Raw genomic sequence first — 22404 nt, forward strand, 5'->3', positions numbered from 1 at the left:
ATGGTGGGTCAATTTAATTCCGCTGTTTACAGAGTGCGCCTGTGGCGGCTTTGAGAGCGCTGTAGCTCAGGACGCCAAGCCCTGGAGGTGTGTCGATGAGAGCAACATCACAAACGGATTCGAGACTCACCAGGACCCGACTGAGGAGTTGTTGCCAGTGATCGAGCTTGGGCAGTTCGACTTCGGCTCCGGCAAGGTCGAGATCGGAGGGGAGGAGGGAGAGACCTGGGATGCTGGTTCCGATTATCGCCTCCTGCCTCTGTGCGTGGCCGACGAGCACTTCGTAGAGCGTCGGCTTTTCGGGGTTGACACCGAGGGCAGCAGCGCAGGCTCCTTGAGGATCGGTATCGACGAGAAGTACACGCATTCCCAGATTGGCAAAGGCACCAGCCAGATTTACTGCGACTGTTGTCTTGCCCGATCCACCCTTGTGAGCTGCGATGACGAGTTTTTCCACGACATGATCGAGTATGAGGAAATTGGCAACGGATCGTCAACAACGAAGATCGTGGACCGTTTACGGTCAACGGTCAACGGATGACCGTAGAGATGCCCGATCTCAGAGCGGCCAGGGAGATGCACTTTCCGCAGACGGTAAACGGTTGACCGTCTACGTCGGTCTGGTCACTTCCGTCGAGGCACCGTACGCACGGGCTCGCTCGTGCGAGTGTCGCCTTCGGGACTGGCGAGCTGCCGCTCCAGTGCCGTGAAGGCGGCGATGACCTCGGGTGCCTCGAAGGCTTTGTTCCGGCGTCCGACGTTCACCTGCCGGAGTATCCCCGCATCCACGAGTCGCTGGATAGCTGCGGCTGCGGGTTTGAACGTACGGCCAAGGAGCGTGGCGGCGCTGTCGGCTGTCAGGATCGGCGCACCGGGAAGTACCCGGAGGAGAACGTCCGTTCCGGAGTTGGCACGGACCGAACCGAGTCGTTCACGCCACTCCACCTCTAGCTCAGCCGCTCGACGTTCGTACGTGCTGGCGTCAGCCACAGACCTCGTGCAGGCGCTTGCAAACCGGCCAATCCACGTGTTGAGCCCGTCGATGGCGGCAGGGGACGTTGGCGATCCGATGTACCGGAACAGCGTCAACCCGTCGATGTAGGTCTGCGCCCACGTCGCAAGCACCAGTGACACGGGAGGAAGCGTTCGGAGAGCGAGTCCCCGACGTCGAAGGATGAGATGGATCAGGGCTCGACCAGTTCTTCCGTTTCCGTCCACGAACGGGTGGATCGTCTCAAACTGGGCATGTGCGATGGCAGCTTGCGCAACGGCGGGGAGGTCATCCGTGCAGCAGAAGGCGCACAGGTCTTCAAGAAGTTCGTTGACGAATTCTGGGGAGGGGGAACGAAGACGGCTGCGCACGGGTTGTAGGCGCTTCCACCGATCCAGTTTTGTTGGTCTCGGGCGACGCCTCCGTACTGTTCAAGTCGTGTGCCAGCAAGGAGGCGACGGTGCATGTCGAGGAGGAGGTCCACGGTGATGGGATCACCGGCTGAGACGCTTTCAACCGCAAACACCATGGCGTCGATGTTGTTCAGGACCTCGGCTGCCGTGACGTCGGCTGCCGCCTGGTTCATCCCTCGAACGACCTCGGCGTGGAGGAGCCGTCGTGCTCCGACCTCCAGTCCCTCAATCCTCGAAGAAGCAACTGCTTCGGCACGAAGGAGGATGCGAGCGAGCGCCTCGGTGTCAACGAGTGCATTCGCTTCGACGTTCAGACGAACGATGGCCGCCTCGGCATCGGCAACATCCGCAGCGACCTCACCCTCTAGGAAAAACCGTCGTCCCATGAGATGATCTGGGACATACGCTTCGTAGTCACACGACCGGCTGTCCTTCCGAGGAAGCCCGGTGCCGCCGACATCGCTCCTCCAGCGTCGCTTCATAACCCTAGACATGGAATCTCCTTGTTGGAAGTTAGTATACAACCTCCAATAAGGATCGCCGGTGTGGGAGGTTAACTTCCGCCCGTTCCATCCGCTCCAGCGCTCTCCAGGAGCCGGTTGAGTGCGACCCTGGGCACGAGGATGCGTCGCCCAATCCGAATGCAGGGAATCTCGCCACGGGCGACGGCCTCGTAGGCGAAGGTTCGGGAGATGCCAAGAACGATGGCCGCTTCTTCGACGGACATCGTCAAGCGCACGGGCGGCTCACTGGGCAGAAGAGAGAGCGTCATGAGGAGCCACTGTTCAGTAGCTTCTCCATCGCCACCTTGGGGATGAGGATGCGCCTCCCGATGCGGAGGCACGGAATCTCGCCACGACTCACGGCGTCGTAGGCGGTCGCACGGGAGATGCCAAGGATGCCCGCCGCTTCCTCGACGGTCATGGTCAAACGCTGTTCTGGCCGGTCCTCGATGACCGGCCCGACGGTGCGACGGTCAACGTGCAGCTCTTCCCAGCCCAGGACTGCCTCGGCCTCGCTGAACGCATCGGGGTGCTCGTTCCACCAGTCGAGCTGGGTGACCGTGATGACGCCAACGGTGACGCTGCCCTTCAGCTCCGGTAGATCCTCGCTTTCCATCGAAGCAGCCTTACCCGGTTTTCGACGGAAGCTGAGGGTTTGCCCGCTTCTTGCGCTTTGCCGAGAGGACGTTCCCCATGATCGTGGCGGCTGCTCGGTCACGCTCTTCGAGGGCGTGGCTGTAAATCCGAAGGGTGAGGGAGGGGTCGGAGTGACCGAGCCGACCGGCGACCGTACGGACATCGACACCTGCTCCAATGAGCTGGGTCGCCGTGAAGTGGCGCAAGTCGTGCAGCCGAACATTCGGCGCACCGACATCGTTGCGGACCCGGATGAAGAAGCTCGTCACGTTGTCGGGACGGAAGGGGAGCAAGGAATCAACCACCGGCGAAAAGACGAAGGCATCCGGGGGAAGAGACTTCCCGCCCGCTTCTTTCACCCACTTGCGGACTTCTTCTTGTTGGCGCTTCAGGAGGGCGACGCCGACGGCATCAAGAGCGACGGTGCGTGAGCGGTCAGTCTTGGTGGTCTTCTCGGCCACACCACCGACCACGACGACGACGGAGCGGGACACTTCAAGCGTCCCCAGCTCCAAGTCCACATCGCTCCAGCGGAGAGCGCACAGCTCGCCACGACGCATCCCGGTCAAGGCAGCGAGCATGAGGAGCGGTGCCAGCTTGGGGTCACGCTTCTCGGCCTCTTCGATCACATCCCGCACCACGTCAACCGAGGGAGCTTGCACACGGCGCTGAGCGACCCGTGGCGGCTTGGCCCGCTCTGCCACGTTGGCCTTCACCCAGCCCCACCGGACACCCTGGTGGAGGGAAGAGGAGATGATGGCGTGGTGGTTCCGGATCGTCTTTGCAGACGATCCGGCGTCCTTCATGAAGCCGTACAGGCCATCAAGGTGCTTGGCGGTGAGCTGGTTGAGCTTCACCTTGCCAAGCCGTGGCCGGATGGTCCGCTTGATCTGAGCCCGGTACGTCCTGAGCGTCGTTGGGGAGAGGTCCATCCGTTCGCACTCTTCGAGCCACCGATCAAGGAGCTGACCGAAGGTCGCTCCGACGCTGTTGCCAGCAACCTATTTTTGACCCACTAGCAGCAACCTATTTTTGACCCACCCCACCCATTCATGGTAGTGCGTTTGAGCAGATTGAGATATCGCTGGTTGTAGATTTTTGAATTCTCTTGGGTCAAAGTCCACTGCGATAACTGACATTTGCCACTGGGTTAAATCTTGACTGGTTGAATTGGATTGCTTGGAAAACTTATCCATTTAGGCGTTAGGACTTAGGCAAGGCACTGGTTGTCGTATATCCATGGATCAACTCGAGGCTCTATGGCTTCATAGTTATAGTCTTTGGCCCAAACGGTCATGATCCATAAGTATTGGTCTTCGAATTAATTGGATTGTTGGTTCTAGGACGTGGGGCTAATGCTACGGCAGCATCTTGATGATTAGGAAAGGAAGAACTTTTTGTTGATTTAGTAGTAGCTACGGGCTGTGGGTCTTGTTGTCCAAGAGTCGCCGATTTCAACTCGGTAGGCGAAAGTTACAAATTTGACTACCTGTAATATTCTTGGTCCACAAATCCACAGTCCATTAGGACTTGTTGTAGTCATAGGATCTTAATATGTAATAGAAATATCTCAGAGTGCATTTTGGCAATCACTGATCACCTGTGATTGGGTTCTCAGCTTTGGAATGATCCTCTTGTTATCTCAAGGTCCATCAAATCATAGACCAAGTGCTCTTGGGGCTATTGAGTCGAATGACTATTTTCAATCTTGTGGTGACTATCAGGACGATTGATACATCCATTTAGTGTCTCGATTGATAGTTGCTGGTAGCAAGTGCCACCAACATCGGAGTGATCTCCGTTTCTCATGAATCAAATGACCAAACCTAGATCTCACATCTTTTCTGCCCAATCCCAGTGGAGCCAATATGACCGAGGTTGATAACCACGGCGCTTGAAGCCTAGGAGACAATTGCGAAAGTAGATCCTTAGCTGTTTTGGATTTAAAGCTCCGAACTTAATGCTAGATAAGGCATAGCAACCCCACTCCGAGTCAAAAAATGCCACCCGAAAGAGTTGATTTCCGAATTGTGCAATTGTCTCTTAGGTGATCTCGAAGGTGCGCTTCATCGACGATGAGTCACAGCACTGACTAGTCAGAAACCCGCCATGGCCATTGGAAGCAATCACGTAACCCCATCTAAGCGAAATTGAACTACTCCATAAAGCTGAACTTGTCGACATTGTCTTGATAATCGATAATGACTGGGCTACGGGGCCTACTGAGAGTTGAGTCCTTGTGGATAATCCTGATTCATTAATGGGCCTTAGAATCGATGGGAATCTGGCGGTAGTGCTATAGCTAGCCCTATAGCTTTGGATTCCTCAGGAATCGACCGACACCAGCGCAATTGTGAGAGCTTCAGATATCTACGTGAAGCTCTTGGCCCAAAGCCTCAAAGGTGAGGGTCGCTGTGGCGAATATGGTAGTGGCGAATATGGTTGTGGATCGGTATTCCTCAATCTTTAGAGGTCATGGACCACTAGTTGATAATCTAGAGGTGGCTCAGAGACAAAAGTAAGATATTCTCTCCGGCTGCTTTGGCTGCCTAGGCCATAACGATTCACATCCACATTGTTATGGCCTAGGCATGGCCTTTGGCTAAAGCGATGACACTTTGAGATCGCCAAAGCCTAAAGGCTGCAAAGGGGCTATGGATTTGTGGACCAAGAATGCGGGCTAACCCAAAGCTATGGCTTTCACCCATCGATTTATCATTAGTTACTCTTGGTCAACAGGATCCACAGCCCGTCACTACTACCAATTAAACAAAAGATTCTTTATTTTTTGATCCTGCTCTAAATCGTCATAGCTAAAATTCCAGCTCAAAACAGCAACGATTCGATTTAGTTGGAAGGAAACCTAATCAGCTGAGAATACTTACCCTAAAAGCTGTGGTGTCCTGGTCCCTAATATTTACAGGAAAGCAATCCAACGCGCGATAGTAGCTTTTGGTGGTCTTATCCTCAAATGAGATCGATGAAGGCTACTACTTCATCACAAGAGGGACAGAGTCCACCTGTTCCGACCTTCTTACAGAACAAGCCACAGTCGTCACATCGCTGGACTCCTAGGTATCTTGTTTCACATTGCGGACATTCATAGACGGTGCAATCTTTTCTCTTATTGCCCTTTGGCAATTTCGCTATGGGGACCTTGTTTCTATTACGGAGCTTCCATGCATTTACTCGACATCTGTCGCTACAGTAGATTCTTGGCTTAGTACCAGTAATTGCATTCCCACAGTAATGACATACTGGCGTTGCCATAGCGTTGCCTAGGGGGATTTTATCTTCCACTTACATCTCCTTATGGATAGTTGTGATTGGGTGTCAAGTAAACATCTCAAGTAATTCCTGGCCCTTGGTGATGGCTATTAGCAATCATGGGTGAATGCGGACAACTAAGGGTTTTTACACATTCACCCAGACTGAGATTGACTAAGAACATCCCACTGCAGCCATGGTGGTGACATCGGGGAGTTATCTGGGTGAGGCCCATGAAGATGCATATGGGTATGGTTACCCATATGCATCTTCATGGGTGCTAGCTATTGCTGGCAACACTAGCTAGGCGTTCTCAAATGGTCATTGACTAGAGCGAACTAATCGTCTGTGATCATTGGAGGTCACTAGCGCTAAATGGATCGCTTTATGAATTCAATCGTCAAAACAAGAGCCAGCCTCTCTGTCGTTGTCATTCGACGAAGGGCTGGCTGTGATCCTTGAAGCTCAAGTAGGCCTAAGAGTCAACCGTAGGATCCAAAGACCCACTAAAGAGGCTCGAATTGAAGATTTCTAGTCGCTAAGGTGAAGTTGGCTATCAACTAATCACCGCTCACTTGTCACTACTTCTCCTTGTCTATGAGCTGCAGCTGCCTGAGGGCTGGTGTAGATACCTTGGGCTACACGATCACGTAAGCGATAGGAGTTTCCTTTGATATTGATTACCGTGCAGTGATGTAACAGACGATCCAAAATTGCTGTTGCTTGGATGACATCAGGAAATATTTCACTCCATTCTCCAAATCCTTTATTTGAAGTGAGAATTATCGATCCAGTTTCGTACCTGGCGCTAATTACCTCAAAGAAGGCATTGCTGGCTACATGGTCGATGGCTCGGTATCCGATTTCATCGATAATTAGTACTTTTGGAGTGATGTATTTTCTAAATCTAGCTCCAGATGTCCCATATGACAGATCATCGGCGATTTTAGATAGCGTTGTAAAGTAGACGCTGTATCCGCCAATGATGGCTTCCATTCCAAGACCTATAGCGATGTGGCTTTTACCAACCCCAGGAGGTCCAAGTAGGACTACGTTTGACGAAGTTGCCACGAATGCCAATGAGCACAAGCCATCGATTACTGCTTTATCGAGCGAAGGACAAAAGGAAAAGTCGAAGTCAGATATACGCTTTTTGGAAGGTAAGCCTGCCGTTCGCATTCGAACTTCAAAGGCTCGTTCGCGCCTAGTCGAGAGCTCATGGCTAAGTAGATCTTTACCAAATGCCAAATAGGAGTAGTTCGCCTCAGTGGCACTTGTAAGCTTGGACTCTAGGATTTCTGCTGATCGGCTCAGTCCTAATTCAATAAGAATCAAACGAAGTTCTTCTAACTCAAGCATTTAGGCTAACCTCCTCGTAAACCCCAAGTGAACGTTGTTGTACTTGGGTGTCAACGTATTGCCTAGCAATTGGAACAGGCCCTATGAAAGATCCATGTCGCTCTATGCCTTTATATTGTTCGGGCAGATAAACCATGGAGCGCTTTTTGTAAGAGAGTGCGTGAGTAGCAATTAGCTCTTCATCTAAAAAGACCAAAAGAGCATTGTTCTCAACAATCACGCTGACAACCCTATGGGAAAACCGCCAAGGAACTCCATATCTAACTCCGGCGAAAGAAAAGAATCCGTCAGCACCAACTTTTCTAAACTGACGTTCAAATTGATAAAGTTCACTTCGTTTCGGAAGAGGCCGAAGATAGGGCGACTCATTGGCAAATGCTTCTAGGGGAGTCTCGCCAAGGCCATTATGTACTCTCGTATCAGTTTGTTGACACCAAGAAAGAGCCTGTTCATTCAAGTCGGCTAAGTTGGTAAAAGTACGTGCTGGCCAAAAGTTATCCTTGGCGTATCGTATTCCTCGTTCTACTTTGCCCTTTGTCTGGGGTCTTCTCACTGGAGCTAACTTGATTGATATACCTAAATATTTAGCCAAGTCGCTCGTGTGACTATTTAGGTCCCATCCTTGAGTGGTTGAGCCACCAAGGACAACTGTTTTCATGTGATCGGTAAGAAATGCATCGGTTATGCCACCAAAGTAATAAAGAGCATTGATCAAACAGGTAGAAAAGCCATAGATGTCAGCTGTTAGGGCAAACTCTAGATAGACCCTTCTGCTGTAACCCATTGTCACCATAAGTCCAGCGATGTTTCTCCTTGTTCCTCGGTGATCGTCATAACCAAAGAGTCCCCAATCAAGTTGAATCTGAGCTCCCGGTTTGCTTTCATAGCGAATGGTCGCCTTGGCGTGAGGTCGAATATTTGGTTTGATAGATTTTACGTAATTACGGATCGTCGTTTCTTTAGAGCTATAGCCCAAAGGTTCTATTCGAGAGAGTATCGCTGGAGCACTGATCAATCCGTCTTTGACAAAACCATCAATCATCTCCTTATAGAGGACCTAAGTTTTGATCCCCTAGGCGCTCTAGGTGGTTTAGTTTCGCACATTGCTCCATCACGAACGTACTTAGCTACAGTATTCCTAGATACACCGGCAAGTTTAGATATTTCGTGATAGCTGTGTCCTTGTGATCTTAATTCAATTAAATTCATTAATGTCCTGCCCTTCAGCATTTGATGACTCCTCCGTGGTTTTGAATGTTCCACAGACAAGTCTTACTGGAGGGTGGGTCAATTTAATGTTGGCGATCCTGGGTCAATTTAATGTTGCTGGCAACATCTATGGAGCAAAGGGAAAAAGGCAAGTAGCTTGAATAGGTTTTTCAGTGATCTAGGCCCGGACAGAGCCGCCAAGATTACCGCGGCAACTATGGATATGGGCCCTGCTTTTGGCAAAGCATTTACGGATCATTGCCCAGATGCACGGATCTGTCTCGATCCATACCAAGATAGTCAAGTTGGGAACAGAAAGCCCTAGAAGAGGTTAGATGCGACCTCTGGCGTCAGATGAGAAAGCTTCCTTCACCAGAATATGCCCGCAAGTTCGCAGGTGCACAGGTGCACAGGTGGGCACTGTAGAAGAATCCTGGTGATCTAACGGAACGTCAGAACGAAACCCTTTACCAAATCAAGCGTACCGGTGGAAAACTCTGGCGGGCATACGAGATGAAGGAATCCCTCCGGGCGGTCTTCGCTGGAGATCTCTCCAGCGATGAGGTAAATGAACTTCTAGAGAGATGGTGCTCGCGTGCAGCTCGGTCTTTAGATTGAAACGTTTGTCCGATTGTCAAAGACAATTCGGACCCATAAGGCGGGCATCATGGCTTCTATTGAACTCGGTGTATCAAATGGTCGAGTTGAAGGTTTGAACACCAAGATCCGATCGATCATTGCTAGATGCTATGGACTTCATTCTGCTGAGGCGACTCTAGCTTTGGTGATGCTTTCTTGTGGACCAATTGATCTCAAACTTCCGTACGAGAGGGCGAGTTGATCCACATGAAGGTCAATAGAGCCGGATATATTAGGTATTTTTATCAACAGTTAAAACAATAAACCCATGTTCACATTACTTGGGTAACCTCAATGGGAGAGTTCAACGTTCTTGCGAGCACTAACTCGCTAAGTTATTGATTTCGCAACCACTTCAGTAAATGTTTTTCCTTGGATTGAGCCAATGAAGTCAATTCAAATCTTCATAAGAATAGCCCACAGGCTCAATCTCATGCTTTTAGACCTTACTAAATATCTGTAGTTTCATAAATTGTGACTGCTGGAGGTCCGGCAAAGAAGGAACCAAGGTTCGTCCTTCCCTCGCCTGCCCGCCAGGTGGTATAGGCTGAGTAATGATCCTGTGATACCCAGCTTTCGATGAAAACGAAATGAGTCGAATCTTTGACATCCTCGATTACCTCGACACCAAGGCAACCGTCAAACTTCCGGGTATCTACCAAGATTTCACCAACAGTCTTCTTGCCCTCCGAAATTGTTCCCTCATTGAACTTAAAATCAAAGATAACCTTCGCTGCCATTACATCTCCTAAATCAAATTTTGTTTGCCAATTGAATTTACCACCAAAGATGACTTTTTTATCGACAAACTATTCCCTTCAAGACTAAGAGCAAGGAAACCACTGTTGCCTTGAACCAACGGGAGCGCAATCGGTTTCCGTAAAGGACGGGCCAAGCGACCTCATTCTTTTTTGGTTTCCCTAATTTACGTCTAGGTGAGTTTCTGGCTTTCTATGTACTTCTTCACTGTCTTTAAAGGTGCTCCACCGCAATACACAACGGCATATGAGGGCAACCAGAAGTAATTTCCCTGGAAGGCTCCCAATTAGTTGATCCACATAAAGTTCAATAGAGCCGTGAATTGATTGTCAAAAACGGTCTACCCCGTGCTATGGTGTAACAGAAGTCGCTCGACCCCACCCTTTAAGAAGGGGGTTACACTCCCGCTTTCTCAAGAACAATACCGCTTGACCGATAGCATGCAGTCTCAGATCCCTTTCTTGTCAGCTGAGTTAGGCACGGTTAGAAGACCATTGGGTCCACCATCTCCGGCGAATCAAGTGTTGCCGGATGCGTAGGCGACAACGCTGCTGGTACCCAAGTCCCCGATCACGTCGACCCCACACCCGAAGGCAATTTCATAACTTGCCAGAATGCTCCAGCATCTGACGATCACGTTCTATCAATCGGTCAACTGCAGCTATGTCAAACTAACGTGGGTGCGAAAAAGTAAAAGTGACGAATAGTTACATCTTGAAGCGGACTCTTCGAGAATTGGCGAGAAGAGTCAAGTTTTATCATCATCGATCCCATGCGGTCTCAGGCTTCGATCATTGTGGCTGATGAAAACTTCGGATGTGGGGCGTCTAGACAACATGACGTTTGGGCACTACGTGACTTTGGAATCAAAGCAGTCATTATCTCTAGTGTTGCCGCCATACATCGGGGAAATCTCCCTCAAGAAGAAATAGTTCCTGTTGAGATCGGTCATGATACGGTCGAGCTGATCATGGCGGCTACTGAGGCGAACTCAAAAGCAGAAATTGAAATCGATGTTACTAACGCTACCGTCACATGTAGAGAAGCTGGAGTTTTTCCGACCCCATTTCGGTTCGATAATGCGTCTCATTTCAACTTGATTCATAGATATGATCCGATAGATATTACATTTACTTTTGAGAAATCTACTGTAGGACATGAGTCCTCCTGGGATCCGTGGCTTCCTAAATGAAGCCCAGAGTTTGCATAAGATGTGTACCAGTCAGCCTTAGTGGCTCTTTGGGTTGTTGCCAAATTTCGAGCGCTTTTTTGGTTTGCACCTGTCGCTGACTCTGATCAATCATCGTTGTTGGCACTATCACATATTTCTGTTGCACTAGATACATGGCACAACCACTTGTCGTAGCTCCGGTTGTCGAAGTTCGTCAAAAACTATCTGCGATTCTTGCACGATTTCGCACTGAAGGGAAAACCGCTGCTCCTCTATTCCTGGGAGCGCACCGCACACCAGAAGCGGTTCTGTTGTCCTATCAGCAGTACCAGGAAATAATGACTGAACTAGATCAATTACAGTCGCAACGGGACCGTTCCCAAACAGACATGGTTGCCCTAGCCTCGGTCAGGGCCGAAGGCCAAGAGCCCACTGCTTTAAGCCACTCGCTTGAGGCTCAGGTAACGGCAGGTCAGTTGAGTGACGCAGATGCACTTACTGCACTAAAACGTCACCACACACAGGGACCCCCAACCTAAACAAGTGTCTTGGGACAAGTACGTCGATGCCAATGGAGTCCTTCGTAATCTCCTCGGTATCACTGATGCCAATAGATTGAGTGAGGCAGAGGCTGACTTTACTCGACGCCGCATCCGAGAATTAGAGGTCCATCCGGTCCAAGGAGAATTTGATATAGCACACCTTCAGGCAATACATCGTTACATTGCTCAGGATTTGGTCAGCTGGGCAGGAGAACTGCGTGACGTAAATATTGCAAAACAACAGATATTTTGCCCGGTCGGAAACTTACGTTCTTATGCGGATGAAATTTTTCGACGTCTCGCCACACACAAATTCTTACAGGGTCTCTCTCGGGAGGAGTTTATCTCTCGACTCACTTCGTTTTACGGTGATGTTAATGCACTGCATCCATTCCGAGAATTCAACGGTAGAACTCAGCGTGTATTTTTCAGCCAGTTAGCGCACAATGCCAGCTCGCATATCGCATGGGACCGGCTGAAACCTGAACAAAACATATCTGCATCTGTCGCTAGCTTCGGTGGACAGGAGACCCTAATGCGCATGATGTTCGACCGACTAATAGATCCTTGGGTAACGTGACTATAGAAAACTTCTGATCCGAAGGTAGATCGAATTCGCTCCAGATAGACGACACTAGCAGCAAACCTCGTCGGGCAAGAACCTCGTTGTAGCCACTACCCATGACAATATGGCAACAGCGTCATGATTGAAGGCAAGCCGGTCATAATATCGGGCTAAACGCCTATATCAAGGCGTTAAAACCAAAACCTCTTTTGGGTCTTGGGTCCGGTTTTACCCGGCTAACGGCGAGTGCCCCAGCATTTCTGAACATAGTAGCCGTGACTTACTACTCGCCGTCTTCGCTACGGGCGGATTACCGTCTTATCTAAGTATCCCCGGGTGGTAAATATGCTTCCGAATCTAAGCCATTGGCAGTCAGCACGAGATGAGCTGCAGCCAAAGCAGTCCGCTTGTTTCCCGCTGTGAACGTTTGCAGTTTCGCAAACGCTCACAGAGATCTAACAGGACAATTGCCAGAAACTGCCGTGCTGCATGCTTTGACGAAGAAATCAGCCGGACTCTGAAATTCATCACAAATACAGTTCGCTTGGCAACTACAGTTCGCACTTCGCCAGGTCGATTGAGTACGTAACTCAGATAGTCGGGCAAGGGAACTCATAACTAATCCAGCTACGGCGGAGCCAAAGTTTAGGTCTCCCGATTGAAGCAGTTACTTAGCAGTCCGTCATGGCTTTGATCGCGTGACATAGTTCGCCAAAACGTGGGCCTAAACTCCCAACTCGTCTAGTCAGCGCAGAACGAGCAATCCGTTGCAAATTATCGAACGAAGCGGCGCACTCAACTTCGAGGTTTTCGTTGACGCCGAGTCGTATTTCGCTCGGTATGTTCCGAATGGTTCGTGTCAAAGGAGCTACTATGATGCCCGTTAGTACTGGTATTGCTTCCGAGCGCGTAACGACAAGGACCGGCCTTCGCTTATCCTCCGTCTCTGCCCACCAAATCTCGCCCTGAAGAGGGACGGCTACCATGGTTCCTCCTCGATCAAGGCTTTGGTGGCTCCTTCGATTCCAATGAGCTCTTCTTTGGATTGAGGTCGTTGCAAGAAACTCTCAGCGATTGCTAAACCAATACTTTCCCGTCGGTGTTTATCAACAAACCATTCAAGTCCTATCCTTACCGCTTCGGAGCGACTAGGGACAATTCCGTCGGCTATAAGTTTGTCCACCTGCTTGGCCAAATCTTCATCTAAACGTGTAACAATCTGCGGCATACAATTAGTATAACTTTTTGTAATGCAAAGGCAATTTATTTACCTAGGAGCGTGAGTCCGAATTAGTTTCGGGTTTCGGTCTGTTTTCCTGTCTCACCCATTTATTGGCTATAGCGACGACAAACAAACTCCTAAGAACGTCTGAATGGCTCCTAGAACAGACTCATTGGGTCAGCTATGGGATTATTTCCTCTTTATGCCAGCGCTATCACTCCGTTTTGACGTGAATTAGCCAGTTTTCTCAAGTTGTGACAAATTGCATGTAGTGTCCACTCACCGGTGGCTCCAGCAACTGAGGTTACCCAGATTTAGTGGACACCTGTCAAGCCAACATAGATTGTTGGTAGAAAGGATGTCACTTTTGTCGAAAACAAGGCGTAAATTCACCCTTGAGTTCAAGACCGAAGCTGCGCATCGAGTTATAGATTCTGGCAGGAACGTTGCAGAGGTAGCTAATGAGGTATCTATTTCCCAAGAGGCTCTATACGGTCAAGTAAAAGACGAACGCAGACGTATAGAAGCTGTATCTATCGTCAGCGATGGACCACTAAGTGCTGAATCGTTCTGGTCAATCTTCAAGCACGAATATTTCTACCGGCACGTATTTGAAGGTGTGTCCGAATTAAGGGATGGGATTAGGGGTTACATGGACTTTTATAACCATAAAAGGCGGTACTCGAAGATCGGTAACGTCTCACCAGTCGGTTTTGAGCTAACCTTATTGGAGTCCGCCAAGGTGGAGTAATCAATGTGTCTATTATTTGTGGGCAACCTCAGATTACTGGCCGAAAATCTAGCCCGATTAATAATTCTCCCAGAAATAAAATAGTGAAACCTAAGATAACTAATTTTGTATGGACACATAGATTAAGCAGTTTTTGTCCAAAGTTTTATAAGAGTTATCAATAAGGAAGTCACAATTGGAACAAGGCAGAGGTAGCCGGAATCGGCGCACAACTACGTTTGCAGTGTTCATCATCATTCTAGTTGCATCAAATTCATTGACGTGGTATCTGACAAAGAGGACAAAGAGTGCCTCGGCAAGTGCGGTACCGACCATAAAGAGATCGACAGTTCTGCAATCTGTAACATCGGGCACTATTTCGCGCACTATCGCAACTACTGGTACCGTTGAACCGGGAAATAGCGCCAACGTAAACTTTGCAGTATCAGGTATAGTAAACGCAGTTAACGTAACAGTGGGACAGAACGTTACAGCTGGGCAAACTTTGGCAAGTGTAGATTCGACGACCTTAGCCGCGACCTTGAATTTGGATCAAGCTAATTTGGCGAATGATCAAGCAGTACTCGCTAGCGACGAGGCAAGCTCAGCATCAACTCAGCAGATCGCTTCAGATAATGCAACTATCGCGTCGGCTACTACCCAAGTTAGCAATGCACAGACAGCGCTCAATGATGCAAACCTGACTGCTCCCATCGCCGGAACGGTGACCGCAGTAAATCTTGCAGTTGGCCAACAGGTCACTGGAAGTGGTACATCTGTCACTAATGCTAAAGGAACAGTCGCAGGGTCAACTGCCGTTGCAAGCACTACGCAGATATCTATTATCGCCCTCAACTCATATACAATATCCGCCACAGTGACCTCAGCACAGGTTGGTAAGCTACAAGATGGCGAGCAGGCAACTATTACGATTCCGGGCCAAACTGGAACAGACTATGGCGTCGTCACATCGGTAGGCTTAGTGGCATCAACTACCTCGGGAGTCTCTTCTTTCCCAGTTACGATTTCAGTCACTGGGGCTCCAAAAGGGCTTTACGTGGGCCTTTCAGCTAACGTTTCGATCTTTACGCAAGTAGTGTCAAATGCAATACTTGTTCCCTCGACGGCACTTTCGGTGTCGGGATCACAGGAAACCGTAACTCTCGATCAAAATGGAAATAAAGTTCCAACCGTCGTTACCACAGGAATATCATCTGGAGGCCAAACTCAGATAACTTCGGGAATAACCACCGGACAAAAGATATTCGTGACAAAGCTAACCATAAATGGAGTTGCGATAGGTGGCGGTAGAGTTAGACGCGCATTTGGTGGTGGCGGCGGACTCGGTGGCGGCGGATTTGGTGGAGGGTTGGGATAATGTCTATGGACGAATCACTCGATGAAATTGCAAATCCACTCAACCATCCGACCGTAACGTTACCTGTTTCGACAAAGTCCACCCCTGTCATTGCAGTTCGAGAGATCCGAAAGGTATACGATACAGGTTCGTTCAAGGTTGAAGCACTAAAGGGCGTAACATTTTCAATTGAACGCGGCGAATTCGTCGCAATTATTGGCCCCTCTGGCTCTGGCAAGTCCACTTTGATGCACATTCTTGGAGCCCTTGACGTGCCCACATCGGGAAGCTTTGAATTAGCAGGCGAAGACGTTTCCGAGATGGGAGAGGAGCAACTTGCTGAAGTTAGAAATCGCAAGATCGGTTTTGTATTTCAACAATTCAATCTGCTTTCTTCGTTGAACGCATGGCGCAATGTGGAGTTGCCTTTAATTTATGCTGGTTTGGACAGTCGGCGCCGCCGCCAACTTGCAATCGATACATTGGGACGGGTCGGCCTCGGAGAACGCATAGACCATCGCCCTGGCGAGCTCTCCGGAGGACAGCAGCAAAGGGTTGCCATTGCGCGGGCTCTTGTTACCAATCCAGCACTTATTCTAGCTGATGAACCTAGCGGTAACCTTGACTCAAAGGCCGCGACCGACGTCTTAAACCTCTTTCGTGAACTGCATCAAAGTGGGCGTACGATAGTGCTTATCACCCATGATCGCGATGTTGCATCGCAGGCAGAACGAATTATTTCAATTCGAGATGGTCTTATCTTTGAAGCCGATCGGAGCAAGTAGAAGGTATGAACATCTTTGAAACCTTGCGAACCGGTTTGTCGTCAATTCTCACCCATAGGCTTAGATCGATCCTTACAATCCTTGGGGTAATGATAGGAATTACCGCAGTAATACTTACAGTTGGCCTAGGCCAAGGAGCTCAAAGCCAAGTCGCCTCTGAGATTAGTGCACTTGGCACGAATCTCCTAACAGTATCTCCTGGTAGCTCTACTTCGACGGGAGGAATTCGTGGTGGCTTTGGTTCAGCTTCCACGCTGACTCTCTCTGATGCCCAAGCTCTAGCTAACCCAATTGTCGCGCCTGATATTAAAGCAGTTGCGGCCACGTCAACATCGAATGCGACTTTGGTGGCAGGTGGTAATAACTGGACGACTTCGGTAGTAGGTACCTATCCGTCTTGGCTCTCAGTCCGCGGTAGGTCGATTACGCAAGGTCGATTCATTGCGAACGTTGATTTGACCACGCAAGCCAATGTAGTTGTACTTGGGTCAGTTACTGCGGCTGAACTCTTTGGCGGACGTGATCCAGTCGGTCAATCAGTTAGCATCAATGGAGTACCAATGACGGTTATCGGGATATTGAACACGGTTGGTTCTTCAAATACTTCTTCCACGTCTGCAAGCCTTGATGATCAAGCAATAATACCTTTCACCACATTTAGGAGCGAGGTAGTTGGTGGGGCCAATAGAGATAGCGTGGGTTCGATACTTATTGAGGCAAATTCTTCCGCCTCGCTAAGTGCAGCATACCAAGAGGCAAATTCAGAGTTGCTGGCACTTCATGGAATCACTTCGAGCGCAAATGCCGACTTCTCAATACAGTCGCAGCAGTCGGTACTTTCTACTGCAACATCTGTAGATAAAACATTGACCATTCTGCTAGGTGGAGTAGCGGCAATATCACTCTTGGTAGGTGGAATTGGGGTTATGAATATCATGATGGTCTCGGTCACAGAGAGAATTCGCGAGATTGGCCTAAGAAAGGCTCTTGGAGCTACACCTAGGGTAATCAGAAGGCAATTTTTGATAGAGGCTTCCATCTTGGGACTCGTAGGTGGCATCATTGGAGTAGCCCTAGGGATAGCAGGTGCAGTTGTACTTCCGCACTTTATCTCAAATCCAATCGAGCTCTCTATCCCTGCGATGGTCGGAGCTGTAGTAGTAGCCGTTGCTATTGGAGTTGGATTTGGCGTCTATCCTGCTGGTCGCGCAGCGAATCTGGCACCAATCGACGCGCTTCGTAGCGAGTAGTTATTCAATTCAAATGATACAAATAAATAGAAATATTAAATAAGGAGATGATGAGTGAAGATCTTTAAAGTTTCCGCCGCCTTAGTCCTTGCTGGCTCCCTTCTTGCTGCATGTGGTTCAGCAAATACCGCCCTTTCCACGCCGACCACCCATGTTGGAAAAGCAGCGTCGGTAACAAAATCTAATGGTACGTCGGCCAGTACAACCTCAAGTGGCACACGTCGCGGACTTCCAGGTACCTATGGAACTATTGCATCCGTAAACGCAAGTCTCCTCGAGGTTCAAAATCCAACTACTGGCCAGACTACGGTAACGCTATCGCCTTCGACTGTTCTCACAAAGACAATTGCAGCGACAGCCTCCCAAGTGGTTCAAGGCGTGTGTATTAGTGCGATTGGAAAGCCTACCTCGTCTAGTACATCGTCCTCAACTTTAATCGGCCGGCCAGTTAGCGCAAGGACAGTGGCAATTTCGCAACCTACAAATGGTAAATGTACGCCAGCAGGAGGTTTTGGCGGATTAAAAAGAGCATCTCGAAGAGGTTCCGCATCCGCTACCTTGTCTAACGGTTCCTCATCCACAAAAGGATTCCCCGGTCGAGCGAACTTTGCAACGGCATCTGGATTAGTCACATCGATATCGAATGGTATTGTCGAGGTGAATCGAGTTAACCGCAAGACGGGAGCGACTACTTCAATAGCTGTTACGTTAACTTCATCGACGACCTATACCCAATTGACTACTGCTACTACTTCTGATTTAGTAGTTGGCCAATGCGCCAGAGCGGTAGGAACCATGAATTCAATTGGAGCCGTCGCAGCTACTCGAATTTTGATATCTGCACCTGCGGCAAACGGTTGTGTAGCAACTGGGCGTTTTGGATTTGGTGGCGGAGCCCCTGGAGGAAACGTTGGTTGATTCAAACTTCGGTGCTTTGCAGAGACAACAGAACCTGGAAGCATTTGACTTCGACCTTCAGAGCCAAAAAAAGCGCAAGCGATTTCCTTCATGGGCTACACCATTTCGAGTCATAGCTACCTTGGTGGTGGGTGGTGGGGCGGTCTATGCCTATAGCTACAGCCGTGGCACAAAGGCTTCATATCGAATTTCCTATGCTAACGTCGGAACAGCTCAGCAGCTTCTTGCAAGTAGCGGAACTATTTCTCCATCTAGCTTGAGCACCATTGACTTTGCGGTGGCTGGAACAGTAGCGAGTGTGTCTGTCACCGTTGGTCAAAGCGTACAAGCAGGACAGACTCTTGCAACTTTGGATTCATCCTCTTTGAATGCGACGCTACAGGCAGCTAATTCTTCTCTTGCTTTAGCTCAATTGAAGTTAGCCAACGATATTGCGAGCCAAAATACTACGACCACCACCACCACCACCTCTACTACTGTGATTTCAACTGGTCCTAGTCCAGTTTTGCAGCCTCAAAATACCCTGAATATAGCTGAGAGTAATTTATCGCTTGCTCTATCTCTGGTGAGCTCCCTCTGCAATAGTTCGACATCAACCACCGCAGCTAGCTCCACTTCGACTACTGTTCTTAGCCCTTCCGCAGCCACAACCACTACTAGCACTACCACGCCGGCAACCGTTACTTTTCATCGCCATGGTCATCGCCGTTCCCCAGTTCCGACCACCTCCTCTACTACTACTACTACAATTGCTACGAAAAACCAGCCACTAATGGGTGGTCAATCGTCGAGCTCTTCAGCGACCTCTCCAACGACGTGTGCCAGCGCTCTAAGCAGCGCTGGCAATGACCTTAGTCAAGTAACATCTCTAACATCTCAATTGACAAAAGCGATATCAGCCTCTACGGTCCCCAAGGCCGCTACCTCCAATCAAGGTCAGTCGAATACGAATAATAGAGGACAATCTTTCTCGTCTAATCCAGCAACGCCAACGCAAGTTGCTGTTGATGAGGCTAAAGTTTCTCTTGCTCAAGCGAACGTGGCTGACGCAACGGCACAATTGAGCCTTGCTACTCTGACCTCACCAATCGCGGGTACTGTTGCATCTATTGGTGTCGGTATCGATAGCTCTGTAAGGGCAGCCTCATCATCAAGTGAATTCGTCATAATTGGAGGTAGTAATGACTACACCGCCACCTTTTCGGCTTCTCCAAGCCAGTTACCCATGATCCATCTTGGATCAAAGGCGACAGTTACACCCGACATGACGATGGTCCCAGTTGCTGGTACCGTCACTGCTATCGGTGCAGCTAACACCTCCGCTTCAGCCACCACATATCCGGTCACTATTACATTTGCGGCAAATAATTTAAACCATCTATCTGGTGGTCAAGCTAGTATCACGATGGATCTAGCCTCAGCTGCCCATGTGCTCACAGTCCCAACCTCCGCAGTTACCACCAATGGTTTGTTGCACTATGTGAAGGTACTGAAGGGCTCTTCGGTCAAGAATGTGACCGTCGAGATCGGAGTAGTTGGGAGTATCTATACGCAAATACTCTCAGGGCTGACCCCTGGCGAACCGGTGGTACTTGCAAACAACTCGCTAGCCATTCCAGCGACGAGTACGCTAACGACCCGTTTTGGCGCCCTAAGGGCCCTAGGCGGAGGTCGTGCTCTAGGGGGACGTGCTCTAGGGGGACGTGGTCTAGGGGGACGTGGTCTAGGGGGAGCTAAGGCCGCTCGTAATAGTGCAGGTTAGGAAGTTTTGATCTGGCAGCGCTCGATCTTTATCTTGAGCTTATATCGTTCTGTTTTTGAGCTACTCATACAATCTTTTAGCACGTGTTGTCAGCAAGATATTTTTGACCCACTATGAGCAAGATATTTTGACCCATCCCCCCCCTTTTTTTTGGTATTGCATTTAAACAGATCGAGATATCGCCGGTTTTAGATTCTTGAATTCTCTTGGGTCGAAGTCCACTTCGATAACTGACATTTGCCGCTGGCGTAGATCTGGAATTGTTGAATTGGATTGCTTGTAAAACCTAACCATTTAGGAGTTAGGAGTAGCTTTCGTTGGCTTTCCTCCAGGCGACCTTGGCTGTAGCTACAGCTCTTCTAGTGCTTCGAATTGAACCGTTATAACCTAGCGCCACCAGCCTGACATGGATCGCCTTAGCCCGGACTTTAGCCTTAGACTTGTCAACGGCTTCCTCAATTACGCCAGCGTACTTATCGGTGGCCTTAGGACGCCTCTCATATTGACCCTGTCGTATCAGTTGTCCGGCATTTCGTGCTTGAACATACTTCTTTAGGGGTATTAGGAGAACAGCCAACGAACTGCGCTGCTCCGTTATACGATCTAAAAAGATCGTAAGCCTCAATAATTTCCATGGATTCTTTGCTATCCTTCACTTTGGGCCCTTTCTCGGCATTAGGAACTGGATAAATCCATAATGCCCCAAGATAAGGGCCTTCATTCTTCTTTTTTCTCAAAAAGTGATAGCCAGACCGCCTTTGCGTGCCCACTCTCGGGTCCTGGGGACCCGAGAGTGGGCCGTCACGCTAGGCGGTCATCCTGTATGCAATTTTCGTGGCCATATTCATTCATGCCAAATGGCCATATTCATGCATTTTTAAATGGCCGTTGACAGCCACTTACGTCTTTAGGGCCGCTTTGGCTAACGCAAGTTGCTAAAAAACCACATGGCAGTTTTACACCTCCTTCCAAACGGCCATACGGCACGGCCTAAGTCGATGATATACATATAACGCTGCACTCTAATTGCTATCAGCTTTTATGGGATTTACGACCTATTGCATTCATGACGATCGACAAAGGAGGGGATATGTCCATGAGATTTGGGAGGAAGTTACGAACTCAACTTGACTTTTAATGATTGCCAGGCACTCACACTCATCGTTTGTGGGCTCGACAATAATAATCAGAACCGAACCTAAGTTGCACAAGCGTACTAACCCTAAATAAGGTCCGGTTTTCAAAAATAGACTAGCTGAACTTCGGTCCTGCTATTGTTTTACGTTTCCATCGGTGTTAGCATCAGGTGTCATCACTTCCGGCTAAGCCACTAAAGCTCGCTCTATTACATCGTTGTTCCAAACCTCGGCGTTGCTAATCCCGAGTATTTTTCCTTAGAGATGTCTAGAACTAAGGAGTAGTATTGAATACGGTATCACTAAATCAGCAAACCATCATTGACCGAAAAAACCTATACACCAAATACCTCAAAGCGGTGCAAAAATGTGACTGTACGAAGTTAGAGGTTGGTTCATCTAGAACTCATTCTCAATTGCAATCATTCACGGTAGCAGCCACCGCCGCCATCCAACCTCCTGGCCCGATCTCAAACCAAACTGCTCCACGTTTTTTACACAGACGGGGATGTGCCCACCACTGGATAGGTGAGCGAGCGAGTCCAGATTCAGCCAAATTTCCTCACCATCGACCTCTAAATTAAATGCACCGAAAAGGTGGTCCCAACTTGGGGACACAAATCAAATAAGTAAGATTCCCGCGAACTCGCGAGACGACTTAGTCGTCTATAGCATTGCTCGAGATTTCTCCAAGAAAAAACCGCCCACTCCCACTGCGTCCTTGTAGTCGCGGGTCGCCTGTATCGCCTTATCCCAGGCGTTGTAATGAAACGCTGCACCACTTGTCGTCGCCGCAATTGGATGAGCAACTTTACCCGGGATGAACGATTCAAACCCCAGACCTAGCTGATGCTTCGCCTTGGAGTGGAGAATTGTACACTTTCATCTAAAGCATCGCTTGCTCATAGCGCCAAGGGACTGATCGCGACAACCATCGACGTCGCAGTGGTATTCATACAGCAACTCCATTTCGAATTTCTAGGTGGCAGTCGACATAGTGATCCGAACCAACTACTAACAAGTAGCGGCCTTGGTCCAAAGGTGAGAGTTGCAATCTTGACCAATAGCGAAGAGGATAAAAACCACAGGGACGTGAAAATGGATATTCCCTTTGTCGCAAACTTCGCAAAATCCCTACAGTCTTACAACCGCCTATTTTAGAAATCTCTTATCAATCGGCAACTATGCGA

Annotated in this window: 25 protein-coding genes and 5 pseudogenes; 13 read left to right on the plus strand and 17 right to left on the minus strand. The window is 49.2% G+C overall.

What is annotated here, in order from left to right:
• Positions 1-13: 13 nt before the first annotated feature.
• From ACIDITHRIX25_RS90785 to istA, 11 genes and pseudogenes are all read right to left on the minus strand, one after another.
• Positions 14-457, minus strand: coding sequence for a ParA family protein (locus tag ACIDITHRIX25_RS90785; RefSeq protein WP_201732641.1), 444 nt, complete (start codon positions 455-457; stop codon positions 14-16).
• A 167-nt stretch (positions 458-624) separates the two neighbouring features.
• The gene (locus tag ACIDITHRIX25_RS90790) at positions 625-1134 is read right to left on the minus strand and encodes a Fic family protein (RefSeq protein WP_201732974.1); all 510 of its coding nucleotides are present in this window, start codon (positions 1132-1134) and stop codon (positions 625-627) included.
• 96 nt (positions 1135-1230) lie between these two features.
• Positions 1231-1362, minus strand: a pseudogene (locus ACIDITHRIX25_RS90795) (Fic family protein); the annotation flags it as partial.
• 200 nt (positions 1363-1562) lie between these two features.
• Positions 1563-1898: pseudogene (locus ACIDITHRIX25_RS90800) on the minus strand (Fic/DOC family N-terminal domain-containing protein); the annotation flags it as partial.
• A 59-nt stretch (positions 1899-1957) separates the two neighbouring features.
• Entirely contained in the window at positions 1958-2248 is a 291-nt protein-coding gene (locus ACIDITHRIX25_RS90805) for a helix-turn-helix domain-containing protein (RefSeq protein ID WP_201732643.1), read from the minus strand.
• Positions 2173-2523 carry a helix-turn-helix domain-containing protein gene (locus tag ACIDITHRIX25_RS90810; RefSeq protein ID WP_201732644.1) on the minus strand — a complete coding sequence of 117 codons (351 nt, stop codon included), beginning with the start codon at positions 2521-2523 and terminating at the stop codon, positions 2173-2175. Before ACIDITHRIX25_RS90810 ends, ACIDITHRIX25_RS90805 begins: the two co-directional genes overlap by 76 nt.
• Before the next feature lie 10 nt (positions 2524-2533).
• On the minus strand, positions 2534-3349 hold the full coding sequence (locus tag ACIDITHRIX25_RS90815; protein WP_502756211.1) for a tyrosine-type recombinase/integrase: 816 nt from the start codon (positions 3347-3349) through the stop codon (positions 2534-2536).
• Positions 3350-3379: 30 nt separating this feature from the next.
• Positions 3380-3508 (minus strand): annotated as a pseudogene (locus ACIDITHRIX25_RS90820) (tyrosine-type recombinase/integrase); the annotation flags it as partial.
• A 2002-nt stretch (positions 3509-5510) separates the two neighbouring features.
• Entirely contained in the window at positions 5511-5843 is a 333-nt protein-coding gene (locus tag ACIDITHRIX25_RS90825) for a hypothetical protein (protein ID WP_152625793.1), read from the minus strand.
• A gap of 531 nt (positions 5844-6374) precedes the next feature.
• Positions 6375-7169: an IS21-like element helper ATPase IstB gene (istB, locus tag ACIDITHRIX25_RS90830; RefSeq protein WP_201732634.1), complete on the minus strand. Its 795-nt coding sequence runs from the start codon at positions 7167-7169 to the stop codon at positions 6375-6377.
• On the minus strand, positions 7162-8211 hold the full coding sequence (gene istA / locus ACIDITHRIX25_RS90835) for an IS21 family transposase (protein ID WP_201732635.1): 1050 nt from the start codon (positions 8209-8211) through the stop codon (positions 7162-7164). The genes istB and istA overlap by 8 nt, the downstream gene beginning before the upstream one ends.
• Before the next feature lie 315 nt (positions 8212-8526).
• Here istA and ACIDITHRIX25_RS90840 point away from each other — a divergent pair.
• The 3 genes and pseudogenes from ACIDITHRIX25_RS90840 to ACIDITHRIX25_RS90850 form a co-directional block, all read left to right on the plus strand.
• A pseudogene (locus ACIDITHRIX25_RS90840) lies at positions 8527-8703 on the plus strand (transposase); the annotation flags it as partial.
• Between the two features lie 113 nt (positions 8704-8816).
• Positions 8817-8996, plus strand: a pseudogene (locus ACIDITHRIX25_RS90845) (DesA/ISL3 alpha bundle tail domain-containing protein); the annotation flags it as partial.
• Positions 8992-9219 (plus strand): transposase, encoded by a 228-nt coding sequence (locus ACIDITHRIX25_RS90850; RefSeq protein ID WP_082058844.1) that lies wholly within the window; start codon positions 8992-8994, stop codon positions 9217-9219. The pseudogene ACIDITHRIX25_RS90845 and the gene ACIDITHRIX25_RS90850, both read left to right, overlap by 5 nt.
• Before the next feature lie 247 nt (positions 9220-9466).
• On the opposite strand, the gene ACIDITHRIX25_RS90855 is transcribed toward ACIDITHRIX25_RS90850, so the two are convergent.
• Together ACIDITHRIX25_RS90855 and ACIDITHRIX25_RS90860 are read right to left on the minus strand one after the other, a co-directional pair.
• Positions 9467-9757 (minus strand): putative quinol monooxygenase, encoded by a 291-nt coding sequence (locus ACIDITHRIX25_RS90855; RefSeq protein ID WP_052606959.1) that lies wholly within the window; start codon positions 9755-9757, stop codon positions 9467-9469.
• A gap of 191 nt (positions 9758-9948) precedes the next feature.
• Positions 9949-10062, minus strand: a complete 114-nt coding sequence (locus tag ACIDITHRIX25_RS90860; RefSeq protein ID WP_201732647.1) for a transposase — start codon at positions 10060-10062, stop codon at positions 9949-9951.
• Between the two features lie 486 nt (positions 10063-10548).
• Between ACIDITHRIX25_RS90860 and ACIDITHRIX25_RS90865 the strand changes: the two genes are divergently transcribed.
• From ACIDITHRIX25_RS90865 to ACIDITHRIX25_RS90875, 3 genes are all read left to right on the plus strand, one after another.
• Positions 10549-10968 carry a 3-isopropylmalate dehydratase small subunit gene (locus ACIDITHRIX25_RS90865; protein ID WP_052606960.1) on the plus strand — a complete coding sequence of 140 codons (420 nt, stop codon included), beginning with the start codon at positions 10549-10551 and terminating at the stop codon, positions 10966-10968.
• 152 nt (positions 10969-11120) lie between these two features.
• Entirely contained in the window at positions 11121-11486 is a 366-nt protein-coding gene (locus tag ACIDITHRIX25_RS90870) for a hypothetical protein (protein ID WP_052606961.1), read from the plus strand.
• Between the two features lie 4 nt (positions 11487-11490).
• Entirely contained in the window at positions 11491-12069 is a 579-nt protein-coding gene (locus tag ACIDITHRIX25_RS90875; protein WP_201732648.1) for a Fic/DOC family protein, read from the plus strand.
• 357 nt (positions 12070-12426) lie between these two features.
• On the opposite strand, the gene ACIDITHRIX25_RS90880 is transcribed toward ACIDITHRIX25_RS90875, so the two are convergent.
• The 3 genes from ACIDITHRIX25_RS90880 to ACIDITHRIX25_RS90890 all read right to left on the minus strand — a co-directional run bounded on the left by ACIDITHRIX25_RS90880 (position 12427) and on the right by ACIDITHRIX25_RS90890 (position 13282).
• Positions 12427-12660 carry a hypothetical protein gene (locus tag ACIDITHRIX25_RS90880; protein WP_201732649.1) on the minus strand — a complete coding sequence of 78 codons (234 nt, stop codon included), beginning with the start codon at positions 12658-12660 and terminating at the stop codon, positions 12427-12429.
• Between the two features lie 65 nt (positions 12661-12725).
• The gene (locus ACIDITHRIX25_RS90885) at positions 12726-13040 is read right to left on the minus strand and encodes a type II toxin-antitoxin system PemK/MazF family toxin (protein WP_052606963.1); all 315 of its coding nucleotides are present in this window, start codon (positions 13038-13040) and stop codon (positions 12726-12728) included.
• Positions 13034-13282 (minus strand): ribbon-helix-helix domain-containing protein, encoded by a 249-nt coding sequence (locus ACIDITHRIX25_RS90890; RefSeq protein WP_201732650.1) that lies wholly within the window; start codon positions 13280-13282, stop codon positions 13034-13036. The genes ACIDITHRIX25_RS90885 and ACIDITHRIX25_RS90890 overlap by 7 nt, the downstream gene beginning before the upstream one ends.
• Before the next feature lie 361 nt (positions 13283-13643).
• Here ACIDITHRIX25_RS90890 and ACIDITHRIX25_RS90895 point away from each other — a divergent pair, with 361 nt between their 5' ends.
• From ACIDITHRIX25_RS90895 to ACIDITHRIX25_RS90920, 6 genes are all read left to right on the plus strand, one after another.
• A complete protein-coding gene (locus ACIDITHRIX25_RS90895) occupies positions 13644-14027 on the plus strand; it encodes an IS3 family transposase (RefSeq protein WP_201732651.1) in 384 nt (127 codons plus the stop codon).
• Positions 14028-14202: 175 nt separating this feature from the next.
• Positions 14203-15384, plus strand: a complete 1182-nt coding sequence (locus ACIDITHRIX25_RS90900) for an efflux RND transporter periplasmic adaptor subunit (RefSeq protein WP_201732652.1) — start codon at positions 14203-14205, stop codon at positions 15382-15384.
• Between the two features lie 5 nt (positions 15385-15389).
• The gene (locus tag ACIDITHRIX25_RS90905) at positions 15390-16148 is read left to right on the plus strand and encodes an ABC transporter ATP-binding protein (protein WP_200891324.1); all 759 of its coding nucleotides are present in this window, start codon (positions 15390-15392) and stop codon (positions 16146-16148) included.
• Between the two features lie 5 nt (positions 16149-16153).
• Positions 16154-17398: an ABC transporter permease gene (locus ACIDITHRIX25_RS90910; protein WP_052606967.1), complete on the plus strand. Its 1245-nt coding sequence runs from the start codon at positions 16154-16156 to the stop codon at positions 17396-17398.
• Positions 17399-17452: 54 nt separating this feature from the next.
• On the plus strand, positions 17453-18316 hold the full coding sequence (locus ACIDITHRIX25_RS90915) for a hypothetical protein (protein ID WP_201732653.1): 864 nt from the start codon (positions 17453-17455) through the stop codon (positions 18314-18316).
• Positions 18309-20078, plus strand: coding sequence for an RND family efflux transporter (locus ACIDITHRIX25_RS90920; protein WP_201732654.1), 1770 nt, complete (start codon positions 18309-18311; stop codon positions 20076-20078). Before ACIDITHRIX25_RS90915 ends, ACIDITHRIX25_RS90920 begins: the two co-directional genes overlap by 8 nt.
• 301 nt (positions 20079-20379) lie before the next feature.
• Here ACIDITHRIX25_RS90920 and ACIDITHRIX25_RS90925 read toward each other — a convergent pair whose 3' ends face one another.
• Positions 20380-20703, minus strand: coding sequence for a hypothetical protein (locus ACIDITHRIX25_RS90925; RefSeq protein WP_201732655.1), 324 nt, complete (start codon positions 20701-20703; stop codon positions 20380-20382).
• A gap of 1360 nt (positions 20704-22063) precedes the next feature.
• On the opposite strand from ACIDITHRIX25_RS90925, the gene ACIDITHRIX25_RS90930 reads away from it, so the two are divergent.
• Positions 22064-22375: a hypothetical protein gene (locus ACIDITHRIX25_RS90930; RefSeq protein WP_213333408.1), complete on the plus strand. Its 312-nt coding sequence runs from the start codon at positions 22064-22066 to the stop codon at positions 22373-22375.
• Positions 22376-22404: the final 29 nt, after the last annotated feature.

The organism is Acidithrix sp. C25, assembly GCF_904848545.2.